This window comes from Herbidospora solisilvae (assembly GCF_009901565.1).
Taxonomy (GTDB): Bacteria; Actinomycetota; Actinomycetes; order Streptosporangiales; family Streptosporangiaceae; genus Herbidospora; species Herbidospora solisilvae.
The window spans coordinates 844,847-858,531 of sequence record NZ_WXEW01000001.1; the positions used below are offsets into that span (position 1 = coordinate 844,847).

Here is a 13,685-nt window from a genome sequence, read left to right on the forward strand (position 1 = left end):
GGGGGCTCGGTGCACAGAGGTCTCGTGCGGCTGCTGCCGCGCCGCCACCTGACGGTGTGCCTGGGCGCGGCGGTGGCGGCCGGGCTGCTGGTCCTGGTGCAGGCCGAACTGCTCGCCGGGGTGCTGTCGGGCCGGTTCGCCGTCGGCGTGCTGGGCTGGCTGGCCCTGGTGATCGCGGCCCGGGGCGCCCTCGGCTGGGTCCAGGGCGTGGCGGCGGGGGCGACCGCGAGCGGGGTGAAGTCGGAGCTGCGCCACCGGCTGCTGCGCCGTTTCCAGGGCATGAGCCCGGCCGAGACCCGCTCGGGCGAGCTGGTGACGCTGACCGGCCGGGGCCTCGACGCGCTCGACCCCTACCTCACCGGCTACCTGCCGTCGATCGCCGTGGCCGCCGTGGTGCCGGTGGCGGTGATCGTGCGGCTGTTCGCCGCCGATCTGACGACCGCGCTGATCGTGCTGGTCACGGTGCCGCTGATTCCGATCTTCGGCGCGCTGGTCGGCATGACGACCAAGGTGGTGACCGAGCGGCAGTGGGCCGCCCTGTCCCGGCTGGGCGGCCACTTCCTCGACGTGGTGCGGGGCCTGCCGACCCTGCGGGCGTTCGGCCGGGCCCGCTACCAGGCGACCGTGATCCGCGACGTCGCCGACGCCCACCGCTCGGCGACGATGAAGACCCTGCGCGTGGCGTTCCTGTCGTCGCTGGTGCTGGAGCTGGTCGCGTCCCTGTCACTGGCGCTGGTCGCGGTCCCGGTGGGCCTGCGGCTGCTGTCCGGCTCGCTCGACCTGACGACGGCCCTGCTCGTGCTGCTGCTCGCCCCCGAGGCCTACCTGCCGCTGCGCGCGATGGGCACCCGCTTCCACGCCGCCATGGAGGGCGTCACCGCCGCCGACCAGGCGTTCGCCCTGCTCGAAGGGGCCGAACCGGCCGCTCCGCGCCCCGCGGTGGTCGGCGAGCGGGTGCCCGAGATCCGGCTCGACGGCGTGACCGTGCGCTACCCCGGCCGCGACGACCCCGCCCTCCGCGACGTGTCCCTCACCATCGCCCCCGGCGAACGGGTCGCCCTGGTCGGCGAGAGCGGGGCCGGGAAGAGCACCCTGCTCCACCTCCTGCTGGGCTTCGTCACCCCCGCCGAGGGCCGGGTCCTGATCGGCGGCGTCGACCTGGCCACCCTCGACCTGGAGAGGTGGCGGCGGCAGCTGGCCTTCGTGCCGCAACGCCCCCACCTGTTCGCCACCTCGGTGGCCGGCAACATCTCCCTCGACGGCAACGCCTCTCCCGAGGAGATCCGCGCCGCGGCGGTCGCCGCCCAGGCCGACGTGTTCGTCACCGACCTGCCCGACGGCTACGACACCGTCATCGGCGAACGCGGCGCCGACCTGTCGGCCGGTCAGCGCCAGCGCCTGGCCCTGGCCCGCGCCTTCTGCCGCCCCGACGCCGGCCTGCTCCTCCTCGACGAACCCACGGCCCGCCTCGACGGCCGCAGCGAGGCGGCGGTCATCGAGGCCACCCGCACCCTGTCCGAGGGCCGCACCGCGGTGATCGTCGCCCACCGCCCGGCGATGATCGCCCTGGCCGACCGGGTGATCAGAGTGGACGACGGAGTGATCAAGTGACCTCTTCCATGATCTGGAACCGGCGGCTGCTGGTCGCCGCGCTCGCCGGGTCGGCGGCCGACCTGGCCGGGCTCGGGCTGATCGCCTCCGCCGCCTGGCTCATCACGCGGGCCGCGCAGCAGCCCGAGCTGGCCGCGTTGTCGGTGGCGATCGTGGCGGTCCGGGCGTTCGCCACCTCTCGCGGCGTCTTCCGCTACGCCGAGCGGCTGTCCGGGCACGACGTCGCGCTGCGGGCGCAGGCGGCGACCCGGGAACGGCTCTACGACTCGCTGATCCCGGCCGGGCCGCTCTCCCACCGGGGGGCCGACCTGCTGAGCCGGATGGTCGACGACACCGACGCCGTGCAGGACCTGCTGGTCCGGTGCCTCCTCCCGGCCATCGCCGCCCTGGTCACGGGGGTGACGGCCGTCGTCATCGCCGCGTTCCTGCTGCCGTTGGCGGCGGTGGTGCTGGCGGCCGGGCTGGCCGTCGCCGGGGTGCTGCTCCCGGCCGCGACCGCCGCGCTGGCCCGCCGGTCGACCAGCCGGCTGGCGCCCGCGCGGGCCGATCTGGCCGCCCACACCGCCGACCTCGTGCACGGGTCGGCCGACCTGGCCGCCTACGGCGCGACCGGGCGGGCGCTCGACGCCGCGGCCGCCGCCGACGACCGGCTGGCCCGGCTGGAGCGCGGGCAGGCCCGGGTGAACGCGACCGCGCTGGCCGCCGGGGTGCTGGTGCAGGGGCTCACGGTCGTGATCGTGGTGGCCGTGGCCATGGCGCTCGGCGCCGGTTCGATCGCGACCGCCGTGCTCGCGCTGATGTCGCTGGTCAGCTTCGAGCCGGTGCTGCCGCTGGCGGCGGCCGGCGAGCGGCTGACCGGAGTGCTGGCGGCGGTCCGGCGGCTGCGCGAGATCGAGGCCACTCCCCCGGCGGTGCCCGCCCCGGCCGACCCGCTGCCCCGGCCGACCGGGCCGCTGACGGTCGTGGTCGACGACCTGGTCGTCCGCCACGGCGACCGGCCCGCGCTCGGCGGGGTCAGCCTGACGCTCATGCCCGGCAAGCGCGTCGCCGTCGTGGGACCGAGCGGGGCGGGCAAGAGCACGCTGCTGTCGGCGCTGATGCGGACCGTCGACGCCGTCTCGGGGAGCATCACCGTCAACGGCGCCGACCTGCGCCGCATCTCCCCCGACGACGCCCGCGCCATGATGACGGGCCTCACCCAGGACCCCTACGTCTTCCAGACCACCTTCCGCGACAACCTCCGCCTCGCGGGCCCGGAGGCGGCCGACGCCGACCTCGAACGGGCGGTCCGGGAGGCCAGGCTCGACACGTTCGCCGACCGGGCCGGCTGGGACGTCCAGCTCGGCGAAGACGGCCGCACCCTGTCGGGCGGCCAGATCCAGCGCCTCGCCCTGGCCCGCGCCCTCCTCTACGACCCCCCGGTCCTCCTGCTCGACGAACCCGCCGAGGCCCTCGACGAGACCACGGCCGACGCCCTGATGACCGACCTCCTCGACGCCACCCGCGGCCGGACCACCCTCCTCGTCACCCACCGGCTCCGGGGTCTGGAGGCGGTCGACGAGGTCGTCGTCCTGGAAGACGGGCTGGTCGTGCAGCGCGGGACCCACGCCGAACTCGTGGCGGCCGACGGCTACTACCGCGAGTTGTGGGAGGCCGAGAACATGATCAGGAGGTAGCCGCACCCGCCCGTGACGGGGCGGACCGGGAGCGGCCGGTGCGCGCCGCTTCTTGAGCGGACCGGAGGCGGCGGTCGGGGCCGGGGAGGGCGGAGCCGTAACGGAGAAGAAGACCGGCGGAGCCGTAACGGAGAAGAAGACCGGCGGAGCCGTGACGGGAAGAGACCGGCGGAGCCGTGACGGAAATGACCGGCGGCGCCCCCATGCCTGGAGGCGCCGCCGGCCGTTCCCTGTCCCCTGCCTGAGAGATCTCCGCGTCAGTTCGTCGTCTTCTCCTCCAGAGTGATCGTCGCCGTGTTCGCCTGACCGTTCCGCATGTAGGTCACGGTCACCTTGGTCCCCGGCTGGTGGCCGCGGACGATGCCGACGACGGTCTCGCCCGCGTCCACGGGGGTGTCGTCGACCTTGGTGATGATGTCGCCCTGCTGCAGGCCCGCCTTGGCGGCGGGGCTGTTCGGCTCGACCGTCGACACCAGGGCGCCGGGGGTGTCTCCGGTGGCGTCGCCGACGCTCACGCCCAGGTAGGCGTGGACGGCCTTGCCGGTCTTGATGAGCTGGTCGGCGACGTTCCTGGCGGTGTTGATCGGGATCGCGAAGCCGACGCCGATGTTGCCGTTGCCGCCGCCCGAGGTGGCGATCGCGGTGTTGATGCCGATGACCTGGCCGGACGCGTTGACCAGGGCGCCGCCCGAGTTGCCGGGGTTGATCGCCGCGTCGGTCTGGATCATGCCGCCGATCGTCGTGGTCGGGTCGGCCTGCTGCTGCTGCTCCTGGCCGAAGCCGCCGCCCCAGCCGGGGGGAAGCTGCGGTCCGCCGCCACCGCCGCCGCCGGAGGTGACCGTGCGGTCGAGGGCCGAGACGATGCCCGAGGTGACCGAGCCCTCCAGGCCGAGCGGGCTGCCGATCGCCAGGACCGAGTCGCCCACCTGGAGCGCGTCGCTGTCGCCGAGCGCGGCGGCCGTGAGGCCCGAGACGCCGGTGGCGCGGATGACCGCGATGTCGGTCGTCGGGTCGGTGCCCACGAGCGTCGCCGGGATGGTGCGGCCGTCGCTGAACTTGACCGCCATCTGGGCGTTCTGACCGGCGCCCGCGACCACGTGGTTGTTGGTGAGGATCAGCCCGTCGGCCGAGAGGATCACGCCGGAGCCCTCGCCCTGGCCCTGCTGCGAGGTCACGGTGATCATGACGACCGAGGGCTGCACGGCCTTGGCGACCGCGGCGATCGTGCCCTTGGCGGGCATCGCCGCCGAGCCGTTGCTCTGGGAGTTCACCACCGGGCTGGCCAGCACCGGGGTGCCGTCGTCGTCCAGTGCGTTGGTGATGAGGGCCCCTGCGACCCCACCGCCGACCGCCACGCACGCCAGGGCGAGGATCGAGACGCCCCGCTTCCAGGCCCGCCCGTCGGACCGCTGCCGCTGGGGAGGCTCCGGCGGGACCGGCGGCAGACCGTAGACGGCGGTGTCGCCGACCGGGTTCGCGCCGACGTGTCCCTGGATGGGGCCCGGCTGGTGCGGAGGCGGGGGCGGCGCGAAGGTCGGGGCGGACTGCTCGCCCCGGTAGTCGCCGTACTGCGGGGCCCGCCGGCCGAACTGGCTCCAGCCGCGCCCCTCCAGGACCTCGGTGGTCCCGTGCTCGTTCTCCCGCTCGTCAGCGCTCATCTCTGCCATCCCCTTACCGAATCCCGGCTCCTTCGGGCCGGTGGTTCTAAGATGGCAAACCGCCGATAAGGCCGGCTTAAGCGATCACCCCGCTGACCTGGCGAAACCGAACATCGGCCTTATTTGTGCTGCTCCGGCCAGTATTCGGCGCGCAAAATTCGTTTGTACAACTTCCCGGTGGGGTGGCGGGGCAGCTCCGTGCGGAAGTCGACCGACCTCGGGCACTTGTAGTGGGCCAGCCGTTCGCGGCAGTACGCGATCAGTTCCGCCTCCAGCTCGGGCCCGGCCGCCGCGGGGTCGGCGGGCTCCACGACGGCCTTGACCTGTTCGCCCATCTCCTCGTCGGGCACCCCGAACACGGCCACGTCGGCGACCTTCGGATGGACGGCCAGCAGGTTCTCCGCCTCCTGCGGATAGACGTTCACCCCGCCCGAGATGATCATGTAAGAGCTCCGGTCGGTCAGGTAGAGGAAGCCCTCCTCGTCGAGGTGGCCGATGTCCCCGAGCGTCGACCAGCCCCGGCCCTTCGGGTCGTGCGCGGCGGCGGTCTTCTCGGGGTCGCCGTGGTAGACGAACGTCGGGCCGCCGGACAGGTAGACGACGCCGGTCTCGCCCGGGCCGAGCTCCTCGCCCTGAGGGTCGAGGATGTGCGGCACGCCGAGCAGGGGCCGTCCGACGGTGCCCTTGTGGGTGAGCCAGTCGTGGGGCCCGGCGTAGACGAAGCCGTTGCCCTCGGTGCCCGCGTAGTACTCGTGGATGATCGGGCCCCACCACTCCATCATCCGCTCCTTGACCGGGACCGGGCAGGGGGCGGCGGCGTGGACGGCGTACCGGAGCGTGGACAGGTCGTAGCGCGACCGGGTCTCCTCGGGCAGCTTCAGGAGCTTGATGAAGTGGGTCGGCACCCACTGGGAGTGCGTGACGCCGTACTTCTCGACGGCTGCCAGGGCCTGTTCGGGGTCGAAGCGCTCCATGACGACGACCGTGGCGCCGAAGCGCTGGAAGGTGAGCGAGTAGCGCAGCGGGGCGGCGTGGTAGAGCGGCGCGGGTGACAGGTAGACGCTGTCGGCCGTGGGGGCGAACAGGAAACCGATCAGGTTCATCAGCGGGCCGGGCACGTCGAGCGGCTGCCCGGTCCAATTGGGCCGGACGCCCTTCGGCCGCCCGGTGGTGCCCGAGGAGTAGAGCATGTCCATGCCCTGCACCTCGTCGGCCACGGGGGTGACGGGCATGGGGGCGACCGCGGTCTCGTACGACAGGAAGCCCGGGACCGTGCCGTCGAGCATGAGCCGGAGCGGCGGGCCGGTCACCGCGGCGGCCGCCTCGGCGCACGCCGCCGAGCTGACGAACGCCTTCGCCCCGCAGTTCTCCACGATGTACGTCAGCTCGCCGGCCTGCAACCGCGAGCTGATCGCCGTGTAGAGCAGCCCGGACCGGTGGGCCGCCCACGCGACCGCGAGGAAGAGGGGGTGGTTCTCCAGCATGAACGCGATGTGGTCGCCGGGCCGCAGCCCGGCCTCGCGCAGCAGGTGGGCGAGGCGGTTGGACTCCTCGTCGAGTTCCCGGTAGGTGACCACCCGGCCGGAACCGGCCATGATCACTGCGGGTTTGTCAGGGCTCACTGCGGCGACGGCACCCGGATACATGACCGAACATTACTCGGTGATCGTCGGGCGGAAAAGGAAACGGCCCGCGCCGGGATTGGCGCGGGCCGTTCAGTAGACCGCTCAGCCTACCGTTCGGGGGTGCCGATCAGGCGGCTTCGTAGACCGGCGACCAGGGGCCGTAGAAGCCCTTGGGGCTGAAGAAGTTGCCGCGGGAGACCTGGACGTCGATGGTGTTCACGTTGTCGGCGCTGAAGCCGAACCAGTCGCCGCCCTTGTCGCAGTTCTTGAACTTCTTGAAGTAGGTGTGGCCCTCGAGGTCCTCGATCTTGAAGACGGCCCAGGCGCACTCGTACTTCTTGTCGCCCCACCACTTGTGGTTCGTGAGTTCACCTTTGACCGAGACCTTGGTGTACTCGACCCACTTCCAGGACCACTTCTTGTCCCACTTCCAGCCGACGATCTTGCACTTCTTCTCGCCGTGCTTCCACCAGCACTTCTTGATGGGCTTCTTGAACTTCTCCCAGTGCCAGACCTTCTTCTTCTCGTGGTGGAGGACGTACTTGCCCTCCGCCTCGGCCTTGTGGTCGGCGGAGTAGTAGGGGCCCCAGTCTCCGACGAAGGGGGAGGCACTGGCGGCCGTCGGCGCAACCACGGCGCCGGTGATGAGAGCGGCCGCGACGCCGCCGCTCACCAGGAGCTTCTTGATGAATCGCATTTCCGGATTCCTCTCGGGACGAGGAGTTTGACAGGGAAAGAAATAAACCGTCCCGATAGCGGCTCAGTAGCGACTGACTTGAAGCTCGCTTTAAAGCGCAGGTCACACCCCGCGGATCAGGCTCAGCGCACGTTCGCGCAGCTCAGGACTGGCGGTCGCGGCCGAGCCCGAAGAGAAGGGAGGGGCGGGGTCGTACTCGATGGCCAGCTGCACGGCCCGCGCGGTGTCCTCGTCGCGCAGCAGGGCGAGCAGGGTCAGCGCCATGTCGAGGCCGGCCGACACCCCGGCGGCGGTGACGACCTTCCCCTCCGTGACCACGCGTCCGGCGGCCGGGACCGCGCCGAAGGCGGCGAGCTGGTCGTGGAAGCCCCAGTGGGTGGTCGCGGGGAGACCGTCCAGGACTCCGGCGTGGGCGAGCAGGAAGGCCCCGCTGCACACCGAGGTGGTCCACCTCGTGGTCCGGTGGGCGGCCCGGATCCACTCGATGAGGCGGTGGTCGCCGAGCGCTCCGACGGTGCCGGGGCCGCCCGGGACCAGGACCACGTCGGGGTCGGGCAGCTCGTCATAGGTGGCGGTCGCGGTGATCGACAGGCTGTCCTGGTCGTCGACGACCGGGCCCCGCTCGCCCGCCACGAAGGTGACGGTGACGCCGGGCGCGAAGGCCAGCACGGTGTAGGGGCCGACCGCGTCGAGGGCGGTGAAGCCGGGATAGAGGGGGATGGCGATGCGCAACTAGTGCTCCTTGTCACGGAACCGGCGACGGTAGTCGCCGGGGGAAACGCGCAGGTGACGCCGGAACACCCGGTAGAGGCTCCCGGGCAGGCCGAGGCCGGTGCGCCGGGCGACGACGTCGAGGGGTTCGTCGGTGGTCTCCAGCAGCCGCCGGGCCGCGCCGGTGCGGGCCATCTCGACGTACCGGCCGGGGGGCATGCCGGTCTCGTCGGTGAAGACGCGGGAGAAGTGGCGCTCGCTCAGGTTCATCCGGCGGGCCAGCGCCGGGACGCTGAGGTCCTCCTCCGGGTGCTCGTCGATCCAGGCCTGCAGCTCCTTCAGGGGCTCACTTCTCGGTACGGCCTGGATCGGCGCCGAGAACTGCGACTGCCCGCCGGGCCGGTGGAGGTAGACCACCAGCCCCCGCGCGACCTCACGGGCGACGCGGTGGCCGTGGTCGTCGGCGACCATCGCAAGGGCCAGGTCGATCCCGGCGGTCACCCCGGCCGAGGTCCAGACGTCGCCGTTCCTGACGTAGATCGCGTCGGAGTCGGTCTCGACGGCGGGGTAGCGCCGGCTCAGCTCGCCGGCCGACAACCAGTGGGTGGTGGCCCTCCCGCCGTCGAGCAGCCCGGCCTCGGCGAGCAGGAACGCCCCCGTGCAGACCGATCCGGTCCGCCTGGCTCCCGCCGCCAGCCGGCGCACCCCCGCCACCAGACGGGGGTCGCGCAGGTGGTCGTCGACGGTCGGCCCGCCCGCGACCAGCAGCGTGTCGATCGGCCCGGCGACCTCGTCGATCGGGGTCTCCACGAGCGTGGCCAGCCCGTTCGACGCCCGGACCGGCCCGGCCGCGGTCGAGGTCACCTCCAGCGTGTACGCCGCCCTCCGGGAGACCAGCCCGGCGGTGGCGAACACGTCGGCCGGACCGGCCAGATCGAGGTGCTGGAACCCTTCGGTGATGACGCAGACGACCCGCATGCCTCCATCCTGCGAGTCCCGCACCGGTGGCCGCAACGACATGAATCTTGCAGATCAGGACATGGCCGGACATGACGAAGGGGGCCTCCCCTGTCCCGGGAGACCCCCTTCGCGCTCGTGGAGACTACGCCGCCGCCGACTGCCCCACCTTCGCCGGGGTCAGCGCGATCTCCAGGACCTCACGCACGTCGCCGACGGCGTGGACCTCGAGGTCGGCCAGCACCTCGGCCGGGACGTCGTCGAGATCCGGTTCGTTGCGGGCCGGGATCAGGACGGTCGTGATGCCCGCCCGGTGGGCGGCCAGCAGCTTCTGCTTGACGCCGCCGATCGGGAGGACCCGGCCGGTCAGCGACACCTCACCGGTCATCGCCACGTCGTTCCGCACCGGCCGCCCGCTGAGCAGCGAGGCCAGCGCGGTCGTCATGGTGACGCCGGCCGAGGGGCCGTCCTTCGGCACCGCGCCCGCCGGGACGTGGATGTGGACCTGGCGGTCCTTCAGCGACCCGACCGGCAGCTCCAGCTCCGCGCCGCGCGAGCGCAGGTAGGAGAGCGCGATCTGGGCCGACTCCTTCATCACGTCACCGAGCTGACCGGTCAGGGTCACCCCGGTCGAGCCGGTCTCGGGGTCGGCCAGCGACGCCTCGACGTAGAGGACGTCACCACCCGCGCCGGTCACCGCCAGGCCGGTCGACACGCCGGGCACCGAGGTGCGCTGGCGCGACTCGGGCAGCGACGACTCGGGCACGTGGCGCGGCCGGCCGAGGTAGCCGACCAGGTCGGCGTCGGTGACGGTCAGCGGCAGGGTCCTGTCGCCCAGCGAGACCGCCGCGGCGACCTTGCGCAGCACCCGCGCGACCGCCCGCTCCAGGGAGCGCACGCCCGCCTCGCGGGTGTACTCCCCCGCGACGCGGCGCAGCGCCTCGTCGTCGATCGTGACCTCGTCGGGGGTCAGGCCCGCCTTCTCGAGCTGCCGGGGCAGCAGGTGGTCGCGGGCGATGACGACCTTCTCGTCCTCGGTGTAGCCGTCGAGGGTGACGACGTCCATGCGGTCGAGCAGCGGGCCGGGGATCTGCTCCAGGGCGTTGGCCGTGGCCAGGAACAGCACGTCGGACAGGTCGAGCTCGACCTCGAGGTAGTGGTCGCGGAAGGTGTGGTTCTGCGCCGGGTCGAGCACCTCCAGCAGCGCCGCCGTCGGGTCGCCCCGGTAGTCGGCGCCGACCTTGTCGACCTCGTCGAGCAGCACGACCGGGTTCATCGAGCCCGCCTCGCGGATCGCCCGGACGATGCGGCCGGGCAGCGCGCCGACGTAGGTCCGCCGGTGGCCGCGGATCTCCGCCTCGTCGCGGATGCCGCCCAGCGCGACCCGGACGAACTTGCGGCCCATGGCGCGGGCCACCGACTCGCCGAGCGAGGTCTTGCCGACTCCGGGAGGGCCGGCCAGCGCGAGCACCGCGCCGGACCGCCGCCCGCCGACGACGCCGAGCCCCTGGTCGGCGCGGCGCTTGCGGACCGCGAGGTATTCGATGATCCGGTCCTTCACGTCCTCCAGGCCGGTGTGGTCGGCGTCGAGGATCGCGCGGGCGCCGGCGATGTCGTACTCGTCTTCGGTGCGGGTGTTCCACGGCAGGTCGAGGACGGTGTCGAGCCAGGTGCGGATCCAGCCGGTCTCGGGCGACTGGTCGGAGGTGCGCTCCAGCTTGTCGACCTCCTTGAGCGCCGCCTCGCGCACCTTCTCGGGCAGGTCGGCCGCCTCAACCCGGGCCCGGTAGTCCTCTTCCTCGGTCTCGGGGTCGCCGTTCAGCTCGGCCAGCTCCTTGCGGACCGCCGCGAGCTGCTGGCGGAGCAGGAACTCGCGCTGCTGCTTCTCCATGCCCTCCTGGACGTCCTTGCGGATCGTCTCGGCGACGTCGACCTCGGCGAGGTGGTCGCGGGCCCAGCCGACGAGCTTCTCCAGCCGCTCGCCCGCGTCGGGGGTCTCCAGGAGGAGCAGCTTCTGCGCGGTCGAGAGCCAGGGCGCGTAGCCGGAGCTGTCGGCCAGCACCGAGGGGTCGTCGATGCCGTTGACCTGGTCGACGACCTGCCAGGCGCCGCGCTTCTGCAGGATCGTGGTGGTGAGCGCCTTGTACTCCTTCATCAGGGAGCTCACCTTGGCGTCGGGCTCGCCGGCGGCCTTGGCCACGAGGGTGGCCTCGACCCACAGGGCCGCGCCAGGGCCGGTCGTGCCGGTGCCCACGCGGGCGCGCGCCACACCCCGCACCACGGCGGCGGGCTCGCCTCCGGGCAGCCTGCCCACCTGCTCGACCACGGCGCTGACGCCGACCGCCCCGTAGTGCCCGTCGATGCGGGGCACCAGGAGGACCTGCGGCTTCTTCGCGCCGGTGGCCTGGGCGGCCTCGATCGCCGCGCGCACCTCGGAGTCGGACAGATCGAGGGGGACGACCATGCCGGGCAGGACGACCTCGTCGTCCAGGGGCAGGACGGGAAGGATCTCAGTCATGCGTGCTCCTCAGCCTTGAGTTATATGCGCTCAACTAAGGCGAGTCCCATGATGTTCCCAAGCTTGCGTGCGTTCGCTGAGAGCGATCGTAATCGTGTAATCAGGTTTAACGACACCCTGTCATCAACCTGTTGACGATCGCGCCGAAGGTTTGTGACACTTCGTCATGAACGACACTCTGAGGAGCCTGCCATGGGTTTTGCCGAGGTCCTGCGGACCGCGACCTGGACCGACCACGAGTCCGCGGAGGACGACAGCTACCTGAAGAACCTGATGGCGGGCAGGCTCAGTCCCGAGGCCTACGGCGAGATGGTCGCCCAGCACTACTTCGCCTATGTGGCCCTCGACGGCGCGTCCAGGCGGCTGGCCGGCGACCCCGTCGCCGGGGCCTTCGTCTTCCCCGAGCTCTACCGGGAGGAGGCGCTCGTCCGCGACCTCACGACCATCTACGGCGACGACTGGGCCTCCCGCATCGCCCCCAGCAAGCCGACGCAGACGCTCGTCGCCCGGATCAACCAGGTTTCCGACTGGCCGGGCGGATACGTGGCCCACCATTACACTCGGTACCTCGGCGACCTGTCCGGCGGGCAGTTCATCCGGATGGAACTGCAGAAGATCTACGGCTACGGCAAGGGAGGCGGCGTGGACTTCTACCACTTCGACATCGGCAGCCTCCCCCGGTTCAAGGACGAATACCGCCGCCGCCTCGACGTGCTCGGCGAGAGCCTCGACGAGGCCGGCCGGCAGCGTGTGATCCGGGAGACCCGGCTGGCCTACCAGCTGAACACCGAGGTGCTCGGCGACCTGGGCCGGGTGGCCACGGTGGCGGCCTGACGTGCCGCGCATCTCGGCCGCCACGATCGGCGAGCACCGCGCCCAGACCCAGGAGAAGATCCTGGAGGCCATCGCGCGGCTGGCCCGCAGGCAGGGCATCGACGCGATCTCGATGACCGAGCTGGCGGCCGAGGCCGGCATCACCCGGACCGTCCTCTACAACTACTTCCCCGACAAGACGGCGCTGCTGCTGGCCTTCACCGAGCGGGTGACCCACTACTTCGTCGAGAGCTACGCCCGCGACCTGCCCGCCGACGCCTCGCCCTCGGTCCGGCTGCGCGCGTTCGTCCGGCTCCAGCTCACCGGTCTCGTCGCCCACCCCCACCCGGGGGCCGCCGACCTGTCGGCCACGCTCGGGCCCGACGCCTACCAGCGGCTGGCCGCCCACGTCGCGCCGATGCAGGCGATCCTGCGGGAGATCATCCAGACCGGCGTCGACTCGGGCGAGTTCCGCGTCTCCGACGTCGAGGCCGCCGCGCGGGCGGTGCTGGCGGTCCTCGGGTCCGAACGCATCCCGCTGACCGAGGGCGGCCGGACCCTGGAGGAGGCCGAGGAGTTCGTCTCGGCCTTCTGCCTGCGCGCCCTCGGTGACGCCGGCGCGGGTGCGGCGGCTCATTCCTGACTTCTCGGATGCCGTCATGGAAATCCAGTGGAACCGTCACATTCCCCGCGTCTAGCGTGGGCCAGATGACCCCTCAGCTCGCCGCGCTCTGCATCGACGCGCACGACCCACCCGCGCTCGCCCGGTTCTGGGGCGAATTCCTCGGCTGGAAGGCGGACGGCGACACCACGCTGCTGCCCGCCGACGACACCGGCTTCCGCCTGCGGTTCCTGCCGACCTCGGAGCCCAAGACCCGGCAGAACCCCATGCACTTCGACCTCACCAGCGACACCGACGAGGAGCAGCAGGCCACCGTGGCCCGGGCGCTCGCGCTGGGCGCCCGGCACATCGACATCGGGCAACTCCCCGAGGAGGAGCACGTCGTGCTCGCCGACCCCGAGGGCAACGAGTTCTGCGTCACCGAGGCGACCAACACCTTCCTCGCCGAGTGCGGGTTCATCGGGGCGCTGGCCTGCGACGGGTCGCAGGCGGTCGGCTACTTCTGGAGCGCGGCCCTGGGCTGGCCGCTGGTGTGGGACCAGAACGAGGAGACCGCGATCCGGTCGCCGCACGGCGGCCCGAAGATCACCTGGGGCGGCCCGCCGCTGCCGGTCAAGACCGGGAAGAACCGGTTGCACTTCGACCTCGCCCAGGTGGAGATCGACCGGCTGGTCGCCCTCGGGGCGACCCGGCTCGGCGTCGCCGAGGGCCGGGTGCTCATGGCCGACCCCGACGGCAACGAGTTCTGCGTGCTCGGCTGATCGCGGTGGACCATGACGGTCACCGCGCCCATCAGC

General features: G+C 72.1%; 11 protein-coding genes. 5 read left to right on the top strand and 6 right to left on the bottom strand.

Annotated features, from left to right (window positions below; all coding sequences use genetic code 11):
- The first annotated feature begins 9 nt into the window (after positions 1-9).
- Positions 10-1,611 carry a thiol reductant ABC exporter subunit CydD gene (gene cydD, locus GT755_RS03600; protein WP_161478235.1) on the top strand — a complete coding sequence of 534 codons (1,602 nt, stop codon included), beginning with the start codon at positions 10-12 and terminating at the stop codon, positions 1,609-1,611.
- Positions 1,608-3,287 carry a thiol reductant ABC exporter subunit CydC gene (gene cydC, locus GT755_RS03605; protein WP_328794155.1) on the top strand — a complete coding sequence of 560 codons (1,680 nt, stop codon included), beginning with the start codon at positions 1,608-1,610 and terminating at the stop codon, positions 3,285-3,287. The genes cydD and cydC overlap by 4 nt, the downstream gene beginning before the upstream one ends.
- A 257-nt stretch (positions 3,288-3,544) precedes the next feature.
- On the opposite strand, the gene GT755_RS03610 is transcribed toward cydC, so the two are convergent.
- The 6 genes from GT755_RS03610 to lon all read right to left on the bottom strand — a co-directional run bounded on the left by GT755_RS03610 (position 3,545) and on the right by lon (position 11,453).
- Positions 3,545-4,945 (bottom strand): S1C family serine protease, encoded by a 1,401-nt coding sequence (locus tag GT755_RS03610; RefSeq protein ID WP_161478236.1) that lies wholly within the window; start codon positions 4,943-4,945, stop codon positions 3,545-3,547.
- Between the two features lie 119 nt (positions 4,946-5,064).
- Positions 5,065-6,591, bottom strand: coding sequence for an acyl-CoA synthetase (locus GT755_RS03615; protein WP_161478237.1), 1,527 nt, complete (start codon positions 6,589-6,591; stop codon positions 5,065-5,067).
- Between the two features lie 106 nt (positions 6,592-6,697).
- On the bottom strand, positions 6,698-7,267 hold the full coding sequence (locus GT755_RS03620; RefSeq protein ID WP_161478238.1) for a hypothetical protein: 570 nt from the start codon (positions 7,265-7,267) through the stop codon (positions 6,698-6,700).
- 102 nt (positions 7,268-7,369) lie between these two features.
- Positions 7,370-7,999, bottom strand: a complete 630-nt coding sequence (locus GT755_RS03625; RefSeq protein ID WP_161478239.1) for a DJ-1/PfpI family protein — start codon at positions 7,997-7,999, stop codon at positions 7,370-7,372.
- Positions 8,000-8,956 (bottom strand): GlxA family transcriptional regulator, encoded by a 957-nt coding sequence (locus GT755_RS03630; protein ID WP_161478240.1) that lies wholly within the window; start codon positions 8,954-8,956, stop codon positions 8,000-8,002. It lies immediately after the preceding gene.
- 124 nt (positions 8,957-9,080) lie between these two features.
- Positions 9,081-11,453: an endopeptidase La gene (lon, locus tag GT755_RS03635; RefSeq protein ID WP_161478241.1), complete on the bottom strand. Its 2,373-nt coding sequence runs from the start codon at positions 11,451-11,453 to the stop codon at positions 9,081-9,083.
- Positions 11,454-11,645: 192 nt separating this feature from the next.
- On the opposite strand from lon, the gene GT755_RS03640 reads away from it, so the two are divergent.
- From GT755_RS03640 to GT755_RS03650, 3 genes are all read left to right on the top strand, one after another.
- Complete coding sequence (locus GT755_RS03640; RefSeq protein ID WP_161478242.1) at positions 11,646-12,287, top strand: biliverdin-producing heme oxygenase; 642 nt, start codon at positions 11,646-11,648, stop codon at positions 12,285-12,287.
- A gap of 1 nt (position 12,288) precedes the next feature.
- A complete protein-coding gene (locus tag GT755_RS03645) occupies positions 12,289-12,909 on the top strand; it encodes a TetR/AcrR family transcriptional regulator (RefSeq protein ID WP_161478243.1) in 621 nt (206 codons plus the stop codon).
- Between the two features lie 65 nt (positions 12,910-12,974).
- A complete protein-coding gene (locus GT755_RS03650; protein WP_161478244.1) occupies positions 12,975-13,649 on the top strand; it encodes a VOC family protein in 675 nt (224 codons plus the stop codon).
- Positions 13,650-13,685: the final 36 nt, after the last annotated feature.